Raw genomic sequence first — 20,747 nt, forward strand, 5'->3', positions numbered from 1 at the left:
TGCTTTTGATTTAAGCGCCGGCTTCTTCCAACGGCAGCAGTTGCTGTCGAATGAGTTTGACGCGGGAAATTCTCTTGTTGTCGGTTTCCTCTACCATGTACGTATATTCGCCGTATTCTACGGTTTGCCCCACTTGCGGAGGCAGAATATCAATCCGAGAATATAACCATCCGCCAATGGTGTCATAATCGTCGGAATCCAGTTCAAGGCCGAATCGGTCATTGATGGACTCGATTAGCATCAAACCGTCGATGGAGTATTCATGGGTGTCCAACTGCTCGATTCCGGGACGCTCCTCGTCAAACTCATCCTGGATTTCACCGACGATCTCTTCAACGATGTCCTCCAACGTGACCATTCCGGAGGTTCCGCCATATTCGTCGATCAAGATGGCGATTTGTGTTCTTCCCCGCTGCATGCGCTTCATCAAATCGCTGATGGGGATCGATTCCGGCACGGCCATGATCGGTCGAATCAAATCGCGAAGATGGCGGGTTTGGGAGCGAATCAAATCCTTAATATGAATAAATCCGATAATATGGTCTTTATCCTGATTACAAACGGGGTAACGGGTTCTTGTGCCTTCTAAGGCGATCTCCAGGTTTTCTTCCAGCGAATGCTGGGTGTATAAACAGATCATTTCCGTTCGGGGGATCATGATCTCCCGAGCCGTCGTATCGGCGAACTCAAAAATATTGTCCACCAGCGACATTTCCGTACTGTCGATTAATCCGCTCTCGCTGCTCTCCTTCATCATGACACGGATTTCTTCCTCCGTATGAAGCGAGTCCTGCTCCGACACCGGTGCGATGCCAAACAACCGCAAGAGGCCGGCGGATAGCCCGTTGAGCAACCATATGAAGGGATACATCAACCGGTAAAAGAAGCGCATCGGCCAAGCAAACCATAAGGTGATGGTCTCGGCCTTGCGGACGGCGATCGTTTTAGGGGCCAATTCCCCTAGCACGATATGCAGAATGGCGATCAGGATAAACGAAACAGCGAACGAAACGACGATGACCGGCCTTTCGCCTAAGCCCATCATCTCAAACAGCGGGCCAAGCATTCGGGCCACCACCGGTTCGCCGAGCCAGCCAAGTCCCAGTGAGCTGAGCGTAATCCCCACCTGACAGGCCGACAAATACCCGTCCAACCGGTTTAACAGCTCTTTAGCGATCCTCGCATTCCTTCGCCCCTCCTCGGCTAAAGCCTCAATCCGGGAGCTCTTCACCTTCACGATGGCAAATTCAGCCGACACAAAAAATCCGTTAAGCAACACCAATAACACCATGAATCCTACATAATAAAGACTCGGTAAAGGGTCACCCAATACGTTTCCTATTCCCACCGTACCGGCGGTGAATAGGTGCACCTCCTTCGTGAGTTAAAGTCTTTGTGATTTCGTTTCTTTTCATATGAGAACTGCCGCGTTAATTTCCCAAGGGATCCATCTCCTTTTGCCATGCCATGTGCATCCTGTATGATGAATTCTTCTTAATTATATTATTATACACTACACAGTCAAACGCTGCGGTATTCCTGACGAACAGGCATGTCGAGCTCCAAAAATAAAAAGGCCCCCATTTCGAGGGGGACCTGGCTGAATCTTATCGAGTTGGCGGCGGGGAACCGATCACGCCGGGATATTGATAGACAAGCGGTTCGTCGAATGTCGCATAGTCGAAATTGACCATCAGCATGACCGTACGCACGCCGGTAGTGGGATCGCTGATGATGATATGGTCGCGGCCAGCAGCTTCCAGTACGCCTTTGAATACCTTTGCGTTCCATTCGCTGTTGTTTTCGTAAGTCATATAAAACGTCCCGATTTTGCCCAGATTCAAACGGAAGATATTCTCGATGTAAGATTGTTCAAAGTTCTGCATCGGCATGGGCATCACAGCGCCCCCTGGCGTCATCGGACTCCCGCTCGGAACTTGGGGCGGCATGCCCCCACCGGTTGGCTGCGGATATCCGCCTCCCATGGGCATTGTCGGATAAGTACTATGGCCTGCGGGATACGCGGCCGGCCGGAATGGCTGAGTAAACATGTAATTCATTCCTCCTCATGATTGGTGAAGCGAAACGTGAAATTAAAACACGGAAGGGCAATCCTCCTGGGATGGAGCAAAGAAACAGTGGGCTTTAAACCTGCCTGTATTTCGCTGGTTATACCAGGTTGCGGGACAATCTCCCGCCGGCCGGAAAAACCACAAAGCGTTGGAGGCCGGCCAGACCCGTTCGCCATTGATGACACGCTGAGCCATTCGAATGTCGCGATCCCGTGCCCGTTGGTAGAAATAGCCTTTCACCGTTGCCTCAAACCCGCCGGGATTCTGAAACACCATCCGATTCATGTCGCGGATATCACGAAAATCAAGACAATTGCCCAGAATTCGGTTCACGCCGACATTGCCGACCATCAACATGCCCTGTTCGCCTTCTCCTTCCGCTTCTGCGCGCATCAGGCGCGCCAGCAGCCTAACGTCTTCGGAGTTTGCTTTAATGACGGCCAAATTGGCTCCTCCTCCCTCTCTGCTGAACGCTATATTCTATGTGCATCCGCCTATGGAGGTGCTTGTAACTGGAAAAAAATCGGTGTCAAGTCTCTAGTCATTCGTTTACTTGTGAATACGGTTACAACCTTGAACATTTTGTGTCTATTTCTATGGACGCGCTTACATGAATAGCATATACTGTAGATGAATAATGTTTTTTTATATGTTTTTGCTGGTTTCTTTATAAAACGGTTGCTTCATTTTACCTTTTAGGAGGTTACCTCATGAGAATCGCGATTATTGGCGGCGGTCTGGCCGGGCTTACGGCTGCCGCATACCTGTCGGATCACAATGATACGTCCGGAACAGTGTTTGAACGGAGCCCGCAACTCGGCGGACGGGCTTTCACTTATGAGAAATCGGGATTTACGCTGAACTACGGAGCACACGCGGTATACGGTATCGACAGACATACGCTCCATACGATGGAAGAAGAGCTGCATTTGAAGTTTCAAAGCAAACAGGTGGATAAACGTAAAGTGATGTACGCCAAGCACGGACGTTTAACCCCTGCCCCGCTCGATTTCTTTAATATTATGAAGACGGATGTCCTGAGTGCAAAGGAGAAAATCCGGTTCGTCGCTGAAATCGCGGCCGTCATTGGTAACATCCATCATTTGAAGCAGCATCGGACCCTCGGTGATTATCTGGACCACTCGCACGCTTCGGCGGACGTAAAGGAGCTGTGGGAGCATCTCGTCTGCTCCAACTTTTTTATCACACCGGAGGAAGCGCGCAAGGTATCCGGTGAAGTGATCGCGGAATATTATCATAACCTGTTCCTCTCCGGCCGGCCGGTTAGCTACATTTTAGGCAGCTGGGCGACGATTACCGATCAGCTGATTCATAAAATCGGCGAGAACAAAGACTGGGAGATCGCCGTGAAGGAACCGGTCGAATCGATTACGATGGAAGACGGGAAATTCGTACTGAATACGAAAACCAGACAGCAGCTCGTTTATGATCAAGTGATCTTCGCCATGCCGGTCCAACAAGTGACCAAACTGCTGGAGAATACGCCATGGGCCAGTTCGCTGGAACCGTTTAAGGACTGCTCCTCAACCGAGGTGCTCGTTTACGACGTGGGCTTCTCCAAAGTCGTTAACCGTCCGTTCCACTATATCAGCGATATGGATCATAAGATTTTTATCAGCGACGTCTCAGCCACTGATTACACGGTCGCGCCTGTGCACGGTCAGCTGCTGCAAGGAATCGCCTACCTAAATGACGACTTCACCGATGAGGAACAGAAGAAGCAATACCTGGAGCAGAAGACCCAGCAAATGGAGGCGTTGTTCGATACGTACTATCCGAACTGGCGCGAGTTTGTCGAGGTCAAACGCGTGTCTAAGAAAGCGATGGTCGCCAGCGTCAAAAACATCCATACAAACAAGCTGCTGCCCAACCGTGTGGCAGGCGTGCCTTTCCTCTTCTGCGGAGACGGCTGCGAAGGCAAGGGCGAGTTAGCCGAACGCGCCTTCTCCAGCGGCCGCACTGTCGCCCAGGCGATTCTGGAGCAAGCCCAAACTAAGGCCTTATCCTATTAAATCAAACAAAAACAGAAGCGTATCCGCAAAAGTCGTTTTGTTCGACTCGTCGTTACGCTTCTGTTTTTTTCTGTCCGGCCTGTTTCAATCTTGCCCTGCCTGCCTTTCTTGTTAGATTCGGTTCTCAGACTCATATTACCCGGAGCTATGCGATTTCCGGTATTCCTGCAGCTCGGTCCGATAGGTTCGGCCCGCCCGCTCGAATCCATGGTAACGGCGACCCTGGAACGTCAGCTTGCCTTCGTCCCCCTCCGCACATTGCCCGTATTCGATTCCAGACACGGCAAACTCTAAGCGATCGCCGCTCTCGACCTCGAAGGTCACATAATACTTCGTGTCGGAACGATTCACCGAGGTGTCGGTGTCATGACGGTGGCTGACCTCGGTCCGCTTCCCGACAATGACGGACTGAACGCTAAGCACCGGCTGTCTGTTGTTTCCGATGGAGCGAATAAAGCCTCCGGCTACCGTTACTGCCAAGATCCCGATGATGACAATGAACAAGATCGGCAGCGCCGTTTCCACCACGCCAAACATTTCCGTCCAAGACTGCATCGCGTTATCCCTCCTTCAAGAGGTTGCTCCGTACCGTCGTACTCCCCTTTCCCCCTAAGTATATGCGGCCCGAAATAAAACTTGTTATTCAACGTGTCCAGAAAATATGCCACTCTTGTCCAAGATTCCGATAGAAAAACCAAAAACCCCCAATTCGCACTTGCGAATCGGAGGTTACTTGGGGGCGGATCCGGATCGTTTTGAATCAAGCATAGTATTCGAACAACAGTTGACGGGTCTCTTCGGCACCATCGGCTTCCACTTCGAATGCCTCGTCAAGTCCTTTCTCTGCCCAGCAAGCTTTGCATTGTTCCTCGGTCGTACACAGGTGAGCGTCATCGCAATTGTAGCAAAACTGCAGGTAGTTACGGGTTACGGTTTCTTCATGAGCTGTTTTCATTTCTATCCACTCCTATCGTAATGGGAGCGTGAGCTCCGTTTTGTTCTTGCCTTTGTTCCTGATCTTCCTTACAAGTTAAATATATCACAAAGTCCGAGGAACGCACGTGATAATTTTCACAATATGATGAACGTCACAAGATTTCTTTATTCTATTGCAATCGGGTAGGAGGCTACCCATTAATTGAGTAGCCGACCTCCCACACCACCGTACGTACCGTTCGGTATACGGCGGTTCCTAAGTTTACGCAGTTACTTGTCGATAATAATCCGAGAAGAAGAGAAATCCTAAGCCCTTGAGGGTGTTATTTCCGAGGGACTTCGAGAGGACGGGGCTATTGGAGATTCTCCAGTAGCCCTTTCTCGTGTTTGCGTATTCCCATGCTTTTTGTCCTTGGATTCCGAGCGATTGCAGTTTCTCGAATTTCGTCCTCACTCGTTTCCACTGCTTCCAGAAGATCATGCGAATCCGCCTTCTCATCCATTCATCCGTGGATTGGAGCATACTTTTCATATCCGCTATTTTGTAGTAGTTGATCCACCCCATGATGTAGCGTCTAAGCTTTTCGGCTCGTTCTTCATTTCCCATCCCGTTGCTTCTGGACGTGAGCTCCTTTACTTTGACTTTCATCTTGGCAGCGGATTTCGGATGAATGCGGACTCGTGTCTCTCCTTTCCTTTTGTAGAAGGAGAACCCAAGAAATTTAACCTTCCACGCCTCGTCCACCACTGTCTTTTCCCGGTTCACTTTGAGAAACAACTTCTTTTCAATGAAGGGAAGAATGTTCTCCAGTGTCCGTTCCGCGCTCCTTTTGCTTTTGCTGAAGATCAGGAGATCGTCCGCATAGCGCACGAAGCGGTGCCCGCGGCTTTCCAGTTCCTTGTCCAGTTCGTTCAGCATAATGTTGCTGAGAATTGGACTCAGATTGCCCCCTTGCGGTACGCCGATTTCCGTATCCTCGAAGCGGTGCTTCACGACAACGCCGGCTTTCAGGTACTTGTGGATGAGCGAGATGACCCGCCCGTCTTTAATGGTTCGGGATAAGACTTCCACCAATTTGCTTTGGTTAACGGTGTCAAAGAATTTCTCCAAGTCCATATCGACCACGTATTTGTACCCTTCTTCGATGTTTGATTGGCTTCTCTGAATAGCGTTATGTGCGCTTCTCTTGGGTCGGAATCCGAAACTGTTCTCCGAAAACTGTTTTCCGTAGATCGGGGTAAGCACTTGAGCGATCGCCTGTTGGATAACTCGGTCAACAACCGTAGGAATTCCCAGGTTTCTCTTCTTTCCGTTCTCTTTCGGGATTTCTACCCTTCGAACAGGATTCGGACGGTAGGTTCCGTCCAGAATGGATTCCTTGATGGTTTCTCCGTTCTCTCGGAGATATTGTAGAAGTTCATCTACTCCCATCCCGTCGATTCCGTGAGATCCTTTGTTAGTTTTGACCCGCTTGAACGCTTCGTTCATGTTGTCTCTGCTAACGATTTTCTCAAGCAACTCGTCCTTCGACTCGGTTGCGTCGGTGCTGTCGGTTTCAGGTATCCGCTCAGGACTGTGCGCTCCCGCATATTCTCCATGTTCCGCATGTACGTTTTGCGTCGAGCCTTCTCTTCGAAGTTGGCTGCACTTGACTCCTGTTTCGGTACCATTCATTAACCCACACCTCCTTAGGTTCAGCCCTTCCCTCAAGTTGTCGACTAACCGAGGTACTATGGCGTCTGCTGACTTCTCATGATAAATCTTGTTTCAACCATGATTTGAAATTCATCTCCTCACGTCCATGAGACCTCCCACGGTAAGACGCGTAACTTTCATCCCGTATACCCGCCGCATTTACATCCGCGTGTCCGTGCAGTTTATTGGATTTCGTCTTGTTTAGCAGACTCATCCCACTTTGGATGCCTGATGCGATTCGTGTTCCTCAGGCCGGGACTTTGCCTCCAGCTTCCTTCAGATTCCACCTCACGATGGACACCCTTGCTCTTGGCTAATGGTTGGCAACTGCCAGCCCCCATAGCGGACTTTCACCGCCTAGCTACGCGCCATGCGTGGCGCACTAAAAAAGCACGACACCCTGTGCCGTGCTTGATCTCATCGTCATCCTACAACACTTGCCAGCTCTGTCCCCCATCCTTCGTTTGCATGAGCAGCGAGCGTTGCTGATCTTCTTTGGCCACGAGCAGCCAACCCACCCGAGAGTTGAAGAATTGAAGCTTCACGATTTCGGGATAACCCTTCAGCGTCTCCATCAACTTCTCGCTCTCCGGCAACGCCTCCCAGCTTGCCCCTTGGTCTGTCGTATGATAGACCGTTGAATCCAGAATCGTCCACCCTTCATCCCGGGTCAAGAAGGTGGGCGTGAGCTTTTCGTTTAATCCGGTTTGCCAGGATAATTTAAACGGAGCTAGAGTCCAAGTATTGCCGGAATCATCCGTAAAATAGCCGTTAAATTTCGTTGAATTGCCTCGGCTGCAGCCAACGGGAATCCAGCCCTCCCTCCCATTGCCGGAGAAGAACGATACCGTGCCAATCGTAAAGCTGTCACAGGTGGAGTACTTGTCCAAGTTGAAGAAGCGATCGTTCCGCGACCAGGTGAGTCCCCCGTTCTGTGTGATATATAAGCTTGGGAGTCCTTCCTTGATCTCGCTGACAAATCCTCGCAGCGGACTCGTAAAAGCCATGGAGGAATGTAGACCGGGAGCCCCGCTTGGGTTATCCGATGATAAAAGGCTCACCGGGTCTGTTCCACCCAGCAAAGCTTCGAAGGATTGGGCCCCGTCGTCCGTCGCAAATAAAGACCGCTGACCATTCTCTCGCGAATTCCCCTCGGATAAGATCCATCCGTTAGACGGATCGGCGAACACCATCGCCTTAACTTCCCCATTTCCAGGGAAGGAGGTTACCTTCCACGTGACTCCGCCATCGGTTGTTCGCAGAACGATCGTATCTCCGGAGCCCGCGGGATTACGTACGATAAAGCCATGATTCGGGTCCAGGAAAAAGATATCCTTGCCATACTCCGGTGTGGTCGGAAACGGCACGGAAGCCGCGGGTGAAATATTCGTCCAGGTTTTGCCGTTGTCTTCCGTAATATAGAGCCTCAGCTCATTGCGCGTGCAGCCCCAGGCTAGACCGGTTGTTGCACTTAACAATTGAAAATCAGTTAGACGGGTTTGGATCTGGTAGCGATTGTTTTTGTTCTCCGCCGAAGCGGCGGCGGGATTTCCCTGGTTTTCGGACGATACCGGATTAATCACCGTGATCGTCTGCCCTTCTTCGGCAGGCTCATCCTGCGTTGGGGCGGATGTCGGAGGCGGCTCGGAGGTGCAAGCCGTCAGAAGCAGCGACATGACCAGGGCGGTTCCGGCCAACTTTTGCCACAAGGTCAACCCGAACCACCTCGCTTTCTGCATAAACTTGTATGTACATCATTATACCACAGGTGAAATCCGCGGCTACAGCCGCGGATCATTCCCGAAATTGACGGTAACATGCTGATCGGGTTTATATACGGCAAAGGCATAACCTTTGCTTTGCAGATATTCGATAATCTGCGGCAGAACCTTAACGGTTTGCGCTTTTTCGTGCAGCAGAATCACTTCCGTGTTTCGGTGCGTTTGCCGCTTTACCTCCTTCAGGATCGTGCTGGGGCTGTCCGGATATTTCCAATCCTTCGAGTCCACGGTCCAGTCCCACATCCGAAAACCGGCCTTGGCGATATCGCCCCGAAACTTCTTGTCGATCGCCGGTTTGCTTCCGTAAGGCGCGCGAATCAGCGTAGGCTTCGTCCCTGTCAGCTTCTCGACTAATTTCTGTTCCTTAATGAATTCTTCGATGAACTGAGCCGCCCCTTTCCCTTCATACAACTTCTTCTTGTTGTGACTCATGCTGTGCAAACCAACATAATGACCGGCCTCCACCACATGATTTACGGTTTCCTTGTGGCTGCTAAGCTGATTTCCGATCATAAAAAACGTGCCGTGGATCTGATAACGCTCCAAAATATCCAGCAGCGATTCCGTATATTTGCTAGGTCCATCATCAAAGGTTAAGTAGATGACCTTTTGCTGCTTCGCTGGTGTTTGGACTTTCTTATCGGGTGTCACTGGCGTTTGCGTCTCGGGTGCTTGCGTTTCGACGGTTGGCTGAACAGCAGGTGCCGGCTCAAGTTCTGTCGGAGATACGCTGGGTTCCACGGTGGGCTGGGAATCGACCAGAGTCACGTTTTGTTCATCCCCCACCTCTCCTGCGCTTGCCAGTTTGGCCGGAAGGACTACCCGGGTTGGCTTGGATGACTGAAACGGGAGCGAGTCATGCAGCATCGGAGTGACCGCAACCGCAGTCAGCGCCAGAGATGACGCCGCTAGGACAATCGCTGCCATCATGACGAATTTCACCTGGCGCGTTGCGCCGGTACGCGCAGAGCGGCCTCCATGTTTTTCACTTCGTCTTCTGTAAGGCGACATATCGTTCACCGGATTCCTCTCTCTTTTTCTATTTACTAGAATAATATAAAGCGAGAGTTTCGTCCTTACAGAATCGTTAATCGCTGGTTACAAAGTGATAACAAGTTTCAAATTCGCCATTAAGTTTACATAATATATTTTATGTAACTTCTCTATCAAAACTGAATATTCCACATTTTACTTTAAATTTTGAGCTTCTTTCAGGTACAATGAGTTTGGGCGAAATACATATCGCGCTTCTTCCGGGAAGCGGCGAAGCAGCCTGAACGCATGCGCTGTACCAGGTTAAGAATGCCTGCAATGGCGCAAGCTAAGGTTCGGAGAATATGACGAGGAGATGAAAAAATGAAAAACAAACTGCGTTCCAGCCGGGTCGTGATCATCGGCACGGGGGCGGTTGGCGCAACGACCGCTTATACGCTGCTCTTAAGGGAGCGGATTTCTGAGCTGGTATTAATCGATGCCAATAAGGAGAAAGCGCTTGGCGAAGCGCTCGACATGAACCACGGCCTTCCATTTACAGGTGGAGTTAAACTATGGGCCGGCGATTACAGCGATTGCGCCGATGCCGACGTCATCGTTATCGCTGCGGGTGCCTCCCAACGTCCTGGTGAGACAAGAATCGATTTACTCAAACGAAATGCCGGCATTTTCGACAGCATCATTCAAAATATCGTCAAGTATAACGATCACGGAATTATCCTTGTGGCCACGAACCCGGTTGACATTCTGTCTTATGTCACTTTGAAAAAGAGCGGATTCCCGTCCAATCGCGTCATTGGCTCCGGTACCTTGCTCGACAGTGCGCGTTTCCGTTATTTGATCGGACAGAACAAGAAGATTAACCCGCGCAGCATCCATGCGCACATTATCGGCGAACATGGGGACTCCGAGCTTCCGCTGTGGAGCTTGGCGAACGTAGCGGGAATCGGGCTGGAATTCTCCGATGCGGATCGCGAGGAGATTTTCAACAGCACGAAGAATGCGGCTTACGAGATCATTAACGCCAAAGGTGCGACTTCCTATGCCATCGCTCTGGCGTTGGACCGGATTATCGTCTCCATTCTGCAGAACGAGGCATCCGTACTGAACGTATCGACGCTGCTGACTGATTATAACGGGGTCTCCGACGTTTATCTTGGCGTACCTAGCATCGTTGACCGCTCGGGTGTTCGCGAAGTGCTGGACCTGAAGCTGAGCAATGACGAGCTGACTCAATTCCACGCCTCTGCCAATAAACTGAAATCAGAAATCGCCAACCTGGATCTATAATTTTCGGCGAACTTCGTTCTCTTCAGCGATAAAACAACAAATGTCCGGGCTCGCTATTCTGCGGTCCGGACGTTTTTGATCTAAATAAATTCATGCGGTTAATCATAAGATTTCATGCTATTAACTCTGATCTCTTCAATGACCTGAATTTACAGCATCCACATGTTTGACATGCTTATGATTGAGGGCGATAAAAAACACGGCCAGCAACACGAACCCGGAGCCAACGAGGAACGGTACATGGGGATTAAACCATTCCGCCAGCTTGCCGGCCATAAACGGTGCCAACGCCCCGCCCAGAAACCGCAGGAAGCTGTAAGCGGCCGAAGCCGTGGAACGCTCGGCCGGCGAGGCGTTCATCACTGCCGTTGTAATCAAGGTGTTATTGTTCCCTAACAGCGCCCCGGCGACGATGACGGCAGCGATGATGACCCAAGGAATATCCGTCCAAATCCCCATTGCCAGCAGCATCAGAGCGAATAAGAACAGCATCATCCCCATCGATTTTACCGTGCCGAATTTCTCCTGGAGCTTAGGCGCAGTAAATACGGAAGTGATGGCCAGCAGTACCCCCCATGCCAGGAACACATATCCCAAACCATGTTCATCCAGTCCCATGACAAACGGTGCATACGCCATCAGCGTAAAGAAACCGATGTTATAGAAGCAAGCCGTTAATCCCAACACGACAAGGGAACGATAGCGCAAAGCCCGGAACGGGGCCAATAAGGAAGTACGCGAAGCTTTGGAATCTTTGGAATCGCCGCTGGACTTCTCGGACGCTTTTGGCATCAGGAGGCTAAGTCCAGCAAATGCAATCACCATCAATCCGGCTACGCCAAGGAATGGTCCACGCCACGAGATGGCGCCCAGCCAGCCGCCGACAAGCGGGCCAACTGAAATGCCAAGGCCAACCGCTGCTTCATACAAAATAACCGCTTTGGCCGTTCCGCTGCCGGATAAAGTGACGATGGCTGACAAGGCCGTAGCGACGAATAAGGCGTTACCGAGCCCCCAGCCGCCGCGCAGTCCGATAATCGTCCACACGTCACCGGCCATGCCGCCTAGGGCGGAGAACACCGCGATCACTATGATGCCGGCAAGCAAGGTCCACTTGATGCCGATGCGCGAGGAAATCGCCCCGGTAATCAGCATGGCGACCGCCATCACCGCATTATAGCTGGTGAACAGCAGCGTGACTTCGCTGGGCGAGGCGTTTAGACTGCTGGCTATCGCCGGCAGAATCGGGTCAACCAGCCCCAAGCCCATAAAGGCGATGATCGAGGCAAAAAAAACAGCCCAAACGGCTTTGGGTTGTTTTAATAAGCTGGCGCTTTCAAGTTCCAAACGTTCTGTCTTTTCCGAGAGATTTGCTGTATTTGACGATGATGACATAAAAACTCCTTCCCCGGGTTATAAGAATGATTTAAAGGAATGCCGGATCACATCTCCCCGGCTGATAATTCCGACCAGCACTCCGTTGCGTTCGACCGGGAGCTTCTTGATTTGCTTCTTCCCTAGAATCGCTGCAATGTTCTCAATTTCTTCATCCCATGAAACGGTGTACACTTTTTTCTTGCCGATCTCTTTGACGTTGAGGTCAAGCAGTCGTTTGGCGCGTTGTTCAAAGTCCTCCTGATCCCCTTTAAATACGGCGACGTAGTAAATCGAATCTACCACGACATCGCGATGTTTGCCGATGTAACGCATAATGTCGCCGTCACTAATATAGGACACGATTTCATTCCGTTCGTTGACCACGGGCAGCCCGCTGATGCGGTATTCCATGAATCTCTCGATGACGGAACGTACCGTATCGGTCTCTTTGACTTTGTACACCTGCTTGATCATGATCTCATGCGCTTGCATGCATATCCCCCTCGTATAATTGTATTATACAACTACATAAATTGTTGTCAATTCCTTGGAATGCGTAAAAGCGCTTCCCTTTCACGAAAGCCCGCATTCATTTATTTTCATCTCCATTCTATGATACGATAAACCTATCCTATTGGCTGTGAGGTATTCGAAATGTTGGATGACAAATCGCTCGAAACGATCGAACTGGAGATGGCTGTCCTCTATCGGCGAATCACCACCGTGACCGCTTCCAGAAAAAACGGGAATCTAGACCGTTCCGCCTACCTGCTGCTGCACCGGATCCATGCCCACGGTGCGGTTGGCGTCAAATCGTTGGCCGACGAGTTTCAATTGGACATCTCTACCGTCAGCCGCCAAGCTGCTGCGCTCGAGCAAAAAGGTTATGTGCGGCGAATTCCCGATCCGGCGGACCGCCGCGCTTTTTTTATGGAGATCACGGAGCTCGGCATTAAAGAGTATACGATCTACAAAGCTGCTCGGCTAGCACGAATTCGAGAATTGCTTGCGGACTGGCCTAAGGAAGAGACGGAGACGTTTGCAGCCTTGCTGCAGAAATTTAATCATGCCCTGCTAAATTTCAATTCTTAGCAATACAACAGTTAGTTAACATAATATATATTACGTTAATCTATAGGAGGTAACCCTGATGAATGATATCGATTTGCCTGTTGAAATCATCGAACGTGCGGAAACGCCCCGAGGTGAAATCCAATTGCAGCGGCGTGGCGATGCGTTCGAGATCATCAGCAATGGCACCTTTCTAATGGCGACGTACAATGGTGAGTCGGAGCGCTTGCTGGTTCGCCGTGCGCTGGAATTGGTTCCAGCTCCCGATAAGGTCCTGATCGGCGGACTTGGCGTAGGCTTCTCGCTGCAGGAGGCTTTATGCGACTCCCGTGTTCGGGAGGCCACCGTCGTTGAGATTGAAGCGAAAGTGATTGAATGGAACCGGTCCGTCTTGGCCCATGTGAATGGACAGGCCTTGGAGCATGCGAAGACGCGGTTGATCCATGCGGATTTGATTGCTTGGATTCGCGAAACGGCGGAGTCGTTTGATCTGATCTGCCTCGACATCGATAACGGTCCGGATTGGAAGGTGTTCGACGCGAACGCTTCGTTGTACGATGAAGCCGGCTTGGCGGCACTTCAAAGCCGCTTGCGGCCCGGCGGTTGCCTGTCGTTCTGGAGCGCAACTCCTTCCCCGGATTTTGCTCAGCGATTGCGGGAGGCATTTGGGAACGTGGAGATCCGCGAGGTTCCGCAAACTCACGGCGATCCGGATTATATTTTTTACGTACGTTGATAAGAAAGCCGGACGTTCAGGAGGGACCGATATGAATATCCAAAAAGCCATCGATCGCCGGAAGCTGGACGAGAAGATAGTACATATGCCTTGGTTCGTGCAGCAATTTATCGATTACAAGCTGCCTGATCTCTCCCCTTCTACGCTGCTTGAATATGTTCGGGACTATGAACAGTTCTTCGGCTGGCTGCGCGCAGAAGGATTATCGGCAGCGGAGACGAACGCTCAAGTCACGCTCCTGGAGCTAGAGACGCTACACATGGAGAGCATTGTAGGTTACCGTCTTCACTTAACCACTCGGACTGAGGGCACTAACTCTAAAATTACGGTTTCGCGAAAAATGTCGTCATTGCGCTCGTTATTTCATTACTTGAGCCAAATTGCTGAGGACGAGAACTTCTACCCGCTGTTAAAGCGTAACATCATGGCCAAAGTGGAAATCAAACGCATCCATAAACCCAAGGACACGGCAGCCAAGCTCAAGGGCAAAATTTTGGAAGAAGACGAATTGATGGATTTTATCGCCTATATCGCTGAGGGGTACGGCCTGGATGTGGCGGACAACAAGCAGGCGTTGTATGCCTACGAGCTGAACAAAGAACGCGATGCTTGTATTGTCAGCCTGATCCTGAACTCCGGGTTGCGCGTCTCCGAAGTCGTGAACTTGAATGTAGATGACCTGGATCTCGCGAATAAACTTATCTACGTTTATCGGAAAGGCCACAATGATGAGACGTTCAAAACTCCCGTTTACTTTCGGGAACAGTCCAAAGATGATTTGGCTGCCTATATGACGCTTCGACAGATACGGTACCACACGCCCAAACGTGAGAAAGCCCTGTTTGTCGCCGTTCCGAATGGACAAAAGGAAGGCAAACGGATGACCAAACGCGCGATGCAGGCGATGATCATCAAGTACGCCAAGCGATTCGGCAAGCCGTACCTGACCGTCCATAAGCTGCGGCATTCCTTTGCGACCGACTACTATTTGCAGAACGATATTTATAAGACGAAGGAGCAGCTCGGCCACGCCTCAACGGAAACAACCGAGGTTTATGCGCATCTTACGGATAAGACAATGTCCGAGGCGATTGAACGCCGGGTCAACGGCTGACGCCGGATGAGAATACGGCTACACTGCCAACAACAAAAAGGACTTCCTGCAGTTTATGCGGGAAGTCCCTTTTACGTTGATTTGCGTTGAAGAAGCTACAACCAGGTTTGCCGAATGTATTCGGCAATGGGCTCGATTTCGTCGCGTTGGAACCGAGGGAGACCATTCTGCCCGGAGGTCCCCGCCTCTTTCTGAACGATTGCGAAGACCTGGCGTAATTCCCGAACCAACGGTTCATCCTCCGCGGAACGCAACAACACCATTTTCGGGTAGGCTTCCTGTTTAAACCCTTCGACTAAGATCAGATCATAGCTGGCAAAATGCTCGACCAGCTCGGCCAGCGGCGTCTCCCGCTCTTCGAAGATCGCCGTACGCCAAGGTGACGTGATCGCCGCCGCTGCCGCTCCAACCTCCCGAAAGCGGTATGAATCGGTCCCCTCTCGATCTGCTTCAAACCCGTGCAGGTCGTGTTTGATCACGGCTACCCGAAGATTCATGCTATTAAATAACTTCGCCAGCCGAGTAATTAACGTCGTTTTTCCGCTGTTTTTGTACCCCACGATTTGTATCACCGGTGCCACGCGGATCCCTCCTTCGTCCTTCCAACGATTGTGACTGTATCAGAAGCTGCCACCCGGCAGCTTCAATACACGGACTTGAACGCCCGCCTCCATCCCCTTGTTGGAAGGTGGAATGATGATCAACGCATCGCTGTCTTTGATCGTGATCATCACGCCCGATTCGTCCAGCTCCGCAGGAATAGCGTAGAGCTTGCCGTCTCGAAGCTCCAAGCGACCGCGTACAAACCGGGTAAAGTTGTTGATTTTTCCGTAGGGCCGAGCCAGCTCGGCTGTCAACTCCGGAAGAAACGGGTGAGGAATCCCCATCATTCTGCCGATCGCCGGGCGAGCGAACAGCTCGAAGCCAACAAAACAAGCGCCGGGATTGCCGGACAATGCAAACAGCAGCTTGCCGTCCTTCACCGCCGCGGTCGTTACGCTTCCCGGACGCATGGTGACTTTGTTGAACAGCATATCCACGCTGCCGCCCGACACCAAGTCAGCCATGATATCGTAGTCGCCCACGGATACGCCGCCGGTGGTCACGACCATGTCGTAGTTGGCGAAAGCCGCTTCCACTTGCGCTTTGGCTTGCGCCAAGTCATCCTCGATCGCATCGAACAAAATTGGTTCTCCGCCCGCTTCAATGATTTGGCTGTACAGCATATACGTGTTGCTGTTGCGGATTCGGCCATCCTGCAGCGGTTCATCTATGCGCAGCAGCTCCGAACCGGTGGAGAAGACCGCGATCCGCGGCCGCTTCCTCACGGGAACTTGGTGTAGGCCAAACGTGGCCAGCACCGAGATTTCGCCGGCCGACAGCTTGCGCCCCGCCTCCAGAATCACGTCGCCTTGCGACAGTTCTAGGCCAACCGGTGTGATGTTTTTACCTTTCTCGATCTCCCGGATCAGGCGGATATAGGTTTTCCCCTCCTGGACGACGGATTCGGTCATTTCAAACATCACCACGGCGTCCGCTTCATCGGGAACTTTCGCCCCGGTCATAATCCGGGCCGCTTGACCCGACGTCAGCTTCACCTTCGGAACGGATCCGGCGGGGATCTCGTCCACCACCTCCAGGAGCACGGGTTGTTCCGCGTGGCAGCCTGTTGTATCGCCGCTTAAGACAGCGAATCCGTCCATTCCCGAACGGCGGAAATGCGGGTACGGATGCGGCGCAGTAACACGCTCCGCCAGAATCCGTCCCAACGCTTCCGGCAGCGGGACGATTTCCGTTTCCGTTTCTTTGGCGTAGGGCATAATTCGCGTTTGGGCTTCGGCTACGGGCAACGCTTTACGGCGAAATTTAGCCTGATCTGCTTCGTTCATCGGCGATCCGCTCCATTCGCTTGCTGCTCTAGCAAATATTCATCTAACATTGAAGAGGTTCGCTTGGCGATCTCCATGATTTCTTCTTTGCTTAAATTATCGTAATGAATCCCCATGACCACGGTGACGGTTCGTCCCAGCGCCGCCGATGCGCGGCGGGCATAATCCTCGCTAAGGGTGTGCTCCTTATGTCCCGGTACAGCGGAGGTCAGCGCCTCAATTCGATCCCCAGCCGGATAGGCCGTGGATGCCGCTCCGATATGAGAGACGCCTCCGGTCATCAACAGCAGCAAATCGCGGCCCACCGGGATCGCTTCCAGCTTTATATCCTCAAATGACAATTGCCGCAGCTCCTTCCACAACAGTATGCCCTTTATTTTATAGGATTCCGCGGATTTCGTCCAAGGTTTGGATGCCTTCACGGCTCATCCATGCCGTCAGGTCATCGACTAGCTGCTCTCCTGCCCGGAGGTGGACGAAGTTATAGGTTCCCACTTGAACAACGGCAGCCCCTGCCATAATAAACTCGACGATGTCCTCGGCGCTGCTGATCCCGCCCATCCCCATTACCGGAATGGTGACGGCTTGACAGACTTGATGCACCATCCGCAAGGCGATCGGCTTGATCGCCGGACCGGAGAGGCCTGCGTACATATTGTCAAAGACGCTCCGTCGCTTGGTAATATCGATTTTCATCGCCGAGAACGTGTTGATCAACGAGACGCCTTCCGCTTGTTCTTCCTGGCACATCACGGCCATCCCGACGATATCTTCGGCGTTAGGCGACAGCTTCACCACCAGCGGCAGCGAGGTTGCCGCGCGAACCTCGCGAACGACCTGCCGGGCAATATCCGTCTTGATCCCGTACGCCACCCCCCCTGCCTTCACGTTCGGGCAGGAGATATTCAGCTCGATCATGTCGACGGCGGTTCGGCCTTCCCGCTTCCGCCAGGCTGCATCCTCGTCAATCAACCTTGCGCCTTCCACATATTCATCGATCGTATTCCCGCCCAAATTCACGATTCGCGCCAAATGAAGCGTCTCCCATCGCGGACACTCCTCACGCAGGAAAGCCGCTATGCCCGGATTTTCTAATCCAACGCTGTTTAACATGCCGGAAGCCGTTTCCGCAACCCGAATCCCATCGTTCCCCGCCTTCGGATGAAGCGTCAACCCTTTGCCGGATAGGCCGCCAAGCTTGTTGATATCGTAAAGAGCACCGTACTCCTTGCCGAAGCCAAACGTCCCGGAGGCCATGACGATGGGATTCTTCAAAGAAACCCCTGCGAAGCTGCACGAGATATCCGTCATTCAAACACCACCTCCTCCGCCAAAAACACCGGCCCGTCGGCGCAGGCTTTCTTCCGGCCGTCTTTGCATTTCACACTGCATACAAGGCAGGCGCCAATTCCGCAGGCCATGCGATTCTCCAGGGAGACGTATACTTTGGCTCTTCCGTTGCTTTGCCCCTGCTTGCGTTGAACGGCATGCAGCATCGGATGCGGCCCGCAGGCGATCACCGTATCATAAGCGTTAAAATCCACTTTGTCCAAAATCACTCCGCCCACATCCACCGTCACGTTTCCCCGGGATGCAGAACGGAACTTCTCCACCATGTAAGCCTCCCGGCTATATCCGAGATAGACGTCGGCCTCCGGGACTTGTCTCAGTGCGTAATAGAACGGGGCGATCCCGATGCCGCCGCCCACAAACGCCGTCTTTCCTATCTGCTGCGGGAACCCGTTGCCAAATGGCCCGTCCAGCGTCAGCGTATCGCCTGTCTTTAGTCCCGCTAACAACGCGGTTCCTTCCCCTGCAACCAGGACAAGGAAATCGATTTGATTCTCGGTGATATCGAAAATACTGATCGGCCGAGACAATAGCGGGTAGCGATCCCCGGCGCGCAGCATGTAGAATTGCCCCATTTTTCCCGTAAACCGTCCTTGCACCGTAAGCTTAAACACCCCTTGTGCGACTTCTTGGTTGGCCACTACCGTTGCCATGAATCCACCTCATCCCTTCGTTTCTGCTTCATCAAAGGATGCAATTTTTCGCCGGGATCGTCTGTGATAATCCTCACAACATTAGACGTTAGGTAAAACGAAGGTCTTATTTCTCGTTTTCAATCATTTTCTGCAAAAGATTAGGGAATACTTAAACACAGCAGCTACTGTATTCGGATTAAGGAGGTCTTACATTGCTTTTCATGGTTAAGAAAGCAGGGGTTTTGTTTATGGCCGCATCGTTGTTGATGTGCAGCGCCAGCTTCGGAGCTTCCCACGTTGATGCCTCCACCGCCGATCACGAAACCCAGAGCGCGGGTTCTCAGGGAGACCTGAAGCAGCACCAAGCGGCACCCGTTGGCGCCAAACCTGTAGATCTGGGGGAACTGCGGCGCAAATATTCGGAGACCTTCAAATTCCGAGGACCGGAGGTGAAGCAGATTGCATTGACCTTCGATGATGGACCCGATCCGCGATTTACACCGCAAATTCTGGATGTGCTTCATCGTAAAGGGGTCAAAGCGACCTTCTTTGTGATGGGAGTTAGAGCAAAGAAATTCCCCTCCCTGATGAAACGGATTCATCATGAAGGTCATCTGATCGGAAATCACTCCTTTAGTCATCCGAATTTCCATAAACGCTCGGTCAAACAGTTCCAAAACGAAATTCTGCGTACGGAGAAAATCATTCAAAACACGGTGGGCTACCGTCCCAAGCTGATCCGTCCGCCCTATGGGGAGATTACGGAAGCCCAGGTGCAGTGGGCCAAGAAAAACGGGTATACCCTGGTGAACTGGAATGTGGACTCCCAGGATTGGAAAGGCTTAGGCAAGGATAAAATCAAAGCGAATGTCATCGGTACAGCGGGACCGGGCTCCATCATCCTTCAGCATTCGGGCGGCGGTGTCGGCTCCAACTTAGAGGGTACTATTCAAGCCTTGCCCGAGATTATTGACACCCTGCAGGCGCAAGGGTATCATTTTGTCGATCTGGCCGAGATGCTGCAAACCACCAAATACCGCTAATGAAAAAGAGCTCCCTCAACGAGGGAGCTCTGCTTGTGCCCTATTTCAATACGTATAGGGTCACGTCTTGATAACCAAAGGTTTTGGCAGCAGCCGCGCTGCCGGGAATAAAGATGTCAATACGGTTGCCTTTGATCGCACCGCCCTGATCCGTGGCCGTCGCCACAAAAGCTTGATCCGGCAATCCGTCATGGCTGTGCCCGGTCACCAGCACTTTCGTGCCCATCGGAATCACCTTCGGATCCACGGCGATGGTGCCCAGCTTCAGCGGGTTGCCGAAGTAGTCCACCGCGCCCCATTTCCCGTTTTCGCTGGCCGATGCGGTATAGGCAGATGCCTTAACATCGATGGTTTGCGAGTAAGTAAAGGTTTTGCCCCAAGCCTCAACGACATTATCGCTGGACATCACCTTCAGCTTGGAAGCGGTAGCCGTTGTTGTCGGGGTTGCGACCGGCTCGGCCGAAGCCATTGCCATGGCGCGGGTTTCAGCTCCCGGAATGGTAATTTTCAGGCCTTCATATATATTTTGTGGATTTACGGATGGGTTAGCGGCCATAAGCTTCTTCAAATCCACGCCATATTGCTTAGAGAGGAGATAGAATGTGTCCCCCTCCGCGGCTTTATGTACCGCGTCTGCATGGACGGCAGCCGTCTGCAGGGAAATCGTTAAACTTGCGGCGATCAACACCGATGCTGCAATTTTAGACCAAATGCGACTTTTCAATGAATTG

At 51.9% G+C, this 20,747-nt stretch carries 22 protein-coding genes; 6 read left to right on the forward strand and 16 right to left on the reverse strand.

All coding sequences use genetic code 11. From position 1 onward, the window contains the following. Window positions 1-10 precede the first annotated feature (10 nt). The 3 genes from BN3277_RS11580 to BN3277_RS11590 all read right to left on the reverse strand — a co-directional run bounded on the left by BN3277_RS11580 (window position 11) and on the right by BN3277_RS11590 (window position 2,516). Window positions 11-1,291, reverse strand: a complete 1,281-nt coding sequence (locus tag BN3277_RS11580) for a hemolysin family protein (RefSeq protein ID WP_187380070.1) — start codon at window positions 1,289-1,291, stop codon at window positions 11-13. Between the two features lie 316 nt (window positions 1,292-1,607). Next, on the reverse strand, window positions 1,608-2,051 hold the full coding sequence (gene gerQ / locus BN3277_RS11585; RefSeq protein WP_059042838.1) for a spore coat protein GerQ: 444 nt from the start codon (window positions 2,049-2,051) through the stop codon (window positions 1,608-1,610). Between the two features lie 42 nt (window positions 2,052-2,093). Further along, window positions 2,094-2,516 carry a cell wall hydrolase gene (locus BN3277_RS11590; protein WP_059042839.1) on the reverse strand — a complete coding sequence of 141 codons (423 nt, stop codon included), beginning with the start codon at window positions 2,514-2,516 and terminating at the stop codon, window positions 2,094-2,096. A gap of 266 nt (window positions 2,517-2,782) precedes the next feature. Here BN3277_RS11590 and BN3277_RS11595 point away from each other — a divergent pair, with 266 nt between their 5' ends. Then, complete coding sequence (locus tag BN3277_RS11595) at window positions 2,783-4,105, forward strand: FAD-dependent oxidoreductase (protein WP_059042842.1); 1,323 nt, start codon at window positions 2,783-2,785, stop codon at window positions 4,103-4,105. A 135-nt stretch (window positions 4,106-4,240) separates the two neighbouring features. Here BN3277_RS11595 and BN3277_RS11600 read toward each other — a convergent pair whose 3' ends face one another. The 5 genes from BN3277_RS11600 to BN3277_RS11620 form a co-directional block, all read right to left on the reverse strand. Further along, complete coding sequence (locus BN3277_RS11600) at window positions 4,241-4,660, reverse strand: DUF2500 domain-containing protein (protein ID WP_059042844.1); 420 nt, start codon at window positions 4,658-4,660, stop codon at window positions 4,241-4,243. 205 nt (window positions 4,661-4,865) lie between these two features. After that, complete coding sequence (locus BN3277_RS11605; protein WP_059042846.1) at window positions 4,866-5,060, reverse strand: hypothetical protein; 195 nt, start codon at window positions 5,058-5,060, stop codon at window positions 4,866-4,868. Between the two features lie 243 nt (window positions 5,061-5,303). After that, window positions 5,304-6,716 (reverse strand): group II intron reverse transcriptase/maturase, encoded by a 1,413-nt coding sequence (gene ltrA / locus BN3277_RS11610; protein WP_059042847.1) that lies wholly within the window; start codon window positions 6,714-6,716, stop codon window positions 5,304-5,306. Window positions 6,717-7,165: 449 nt separating this feature from the next. Next, window positions 7,166-8,452 (reverse strand): WD40/YVTN/BNR-like repeat-containing protein, encoded by a 1,287-nt coding sequence (locus BN3277_RS11615; RefSeq protein ID WP_232436404.1) that lies wholly within the window; start codon window positions 8,450-8,452, stop codon window positions 7,166-7,168. 66 nt (window positions 8,453-8,518) lie between these two features. Beyond that, complete coding sequence (locus BN3277_RS11620) at window positions 8,519-9,448, reverse strand: polysaccharide deacetylase family protein (RefSeq protein ID WP_232436405.1); 930 nt, start codon at window positions 9,446-9,448, stop codon at window positions 8,519-8,521. 426 nt (window positions 9,449-9,874) lie between these two features. On the opposite strand from BN3277_RS11620, the gene BN3277_RS11625 reads away from it, so the two are divergent. Next, window positions 9,875-10,801, forward strand: coding sequence for an L-lactate dehydrogenase (locus BN3277_RS11625; protein ID WP_059042850.1), 927 nt, complete (start codon window positions 9,875-9,877; stop codon window positions 10,799-10,801). 135 nt (window positions 10,802-10,936) lie between these two features. Here BN3277_RS11625 and BN3277_RS11630 read toward each other — a convergent pair whose 3' ends face one another. Together BN3277_RS11630 and BN3277_RS11635 are read right to left on the reverse strand one after the other, a co-directional pair. Next, on the reverse strand, window positions 10,937-12,196 hold the full coding sequence (locus tag BN3277_RS11630; protein WP_059042852.1) for an MFS transporter: 1,260 nt from the start codon (window positions 12,194-12,196) through the stop codon (window positions 10,937-10,939). An 18-nt stretch (window positions 12,197-12,214) separates the two neighbouring features. Next, window positions 12,215-12,670: a CBS domain-containing protein gene (locus BN3277_RS11635; RefSeq protein WP_059042855.1), complete on the reverse strand. Its 456-nt coding sequence runs from the start codon at window positions 12,668-12,670 to the stop codon at window positions 12,215-12,217. A 162-nt stretch (window positions 12,671-12,832) separates the two neighbouring features. Here BN3277_RS11635 and BN3277_RS11640 point away from each other — a divergent pair, with 162 nt between their 5' ends. Genes BN3277_RS11640 through xerS form a run of 3 tightly spaced genes read left to right on the forward strand, consistent with a single transcriptional unit; the run spans window position 12,833 to window position 15,099 of the window. After that, entirely contained in the window at window positions 12,833-13,270 is a 438-nt protein-coding gene (locus BN3277_RS11640) for a MarR family winged helix-turn-helix transcriptional regulator (protein WP_316244808.1), read from the forward strand. A 58-nt stretch (window positions 13,271-13,328) separates the two neighbouring features. Further along, window positions 13,329-13,985 (forward strand): spermidine synthase, encoded by a 657-nt coding sequence (locus BN3277_RS11645; protein ID WP_059042857.1) that lies wholly within the window; start codon window positions 13,329-13,331, stop codon window positions 13,983-13,985. Window positions 13,986-14,016: 31 nt separating this feature from the next. Then, entirely contained in the window at window positions 14,017-15,099 is a 1,083-nt protein-coding gene (gene xerS / locus BN3277_RS11650) for a tyrosine recombinase XerS (RefSeq protein WP_059042859.1), read from the forward strand. 95 nt (window positions 15,100-15,194) lie between these two features. Here the strand turns inward: xerS and mobB are convergent, their stop codons facing one another. From mobB to BN3277_RS11675, 5 genes are read right to left on the reverse strand one after another with little or no spacing between them, the layout of a single operon-like run. Next, window positions 15,195-15,680 carry a molybdopterin-guanine dinucleotide biosynthesis protein B gene (gene mobB, locus BN3277_RS11655; RefSeq protein WP_059042860.1) on the reverse strand — a complete coding sequence of 162 codons (486 nt, stop codon included), beginning with the start codon at window positions 15,678-15,680 and terminating at the stop codon, window positions 15,195-15,197. Window positions 15,681-15,719: 39 nt separating this feature from the next. After that, window positions 15,720-16,988 (reverse strand): molybdopterin molybdotransferase MoeA, encoded by a 1,269-nt coding sequence (locus tag BN3277_RS11660; RefSeq protein ID WP_059042862.1) that lies wholly within the window; start codon window positions 16,986-16,988, stop codon window positions 15,720-15,722. Then, window positions 16,985-17,329 carry a prenylated flavin chaperone LpdD gene (lpdD, locus tag BN3277_RS11665; protein ID WP_059042863.1) on the reverse strand — a complete coding sequence of 115 codons (345 nt, stop codon included), beginning with the start codon at window positions 17,327-17,329 and terminating at the stop codon, window positions 16,985-16,987. The genes BN3277_RS11660 and lpdD overlap by 4 nt, the downstream gene beginning before the upstream one ends. A gap of 37 nt (window positions 17,330-17,366) precedes the next feature. After that, the gene (locus BN3277_RS11670) at window positions 17,367-18,299 is read right to left on the reverse strand and encodes a dihydroorotate dehydrogenase (RefSeq protein WP_059042865.1); all 933 of its coding nucleotides are present in this window, start codon (window positions 18,297-18,299) and stop codon (window positions 17,367-17,369) included. Then, window positions 18,296-18,991, reverse strand: coding sequence for a dihydroorotate dehydrogenase electron transfer subunit (locus tag BN3277_RS11675; RefSeq protein WP_059042867.1), 696 nt, complete (start codon window positions 18,989-18,991; stop codon window positions 18,296-18,298). Before BN3277_RS11675 ends, BN3277_RS11670 begins: the two co-directional genes overlap by 4 nt. 203 nt (window positions 18,992-19,194) lie before the next feature. Here BN3277_RS11675 and BN3277_RS11680 point away from each other — a divergent pair, with 203 nt between their 5' ends. After that, a complete protein-coding gene (locus BN3277_RS11680; RefSeq protein ID WP_059044743.1) occupies window positions 19,195-20,016 on the forward strand; it encodes a polysaccharide deacetylase family protein in 822 nt (273 codons plus the stop codon). 40 nt (window positions 20,017-20,056) lie between these two features. On the opposite strand, the gene BN3277_RS11685 is transcribed toward BN3277_RS11680, so the two are convergent. Continuing rightward, window positions 20,057-20,740, reverse strand: coding sequence for a 3D domain-containing protein (locus tag BN3277_RS11685; RefSeq protein WP_059042868.1), 684 nt, complete (start codon window positions 20,738-20,740; stop codon window positions 20,057-20,059). Window positions 20,741-20,747: the final 7 nt, after the last annotated feature.

Source organism: Paenibacillus rubinfantis (assembly GCF_001486505.1).
Classification (GTDB): Bacteria; Bacillota; Bacilli; order Paenibacillales; family Paenibacillaceae; genus Fontibacillus; species Fontibacillus rubinfantis.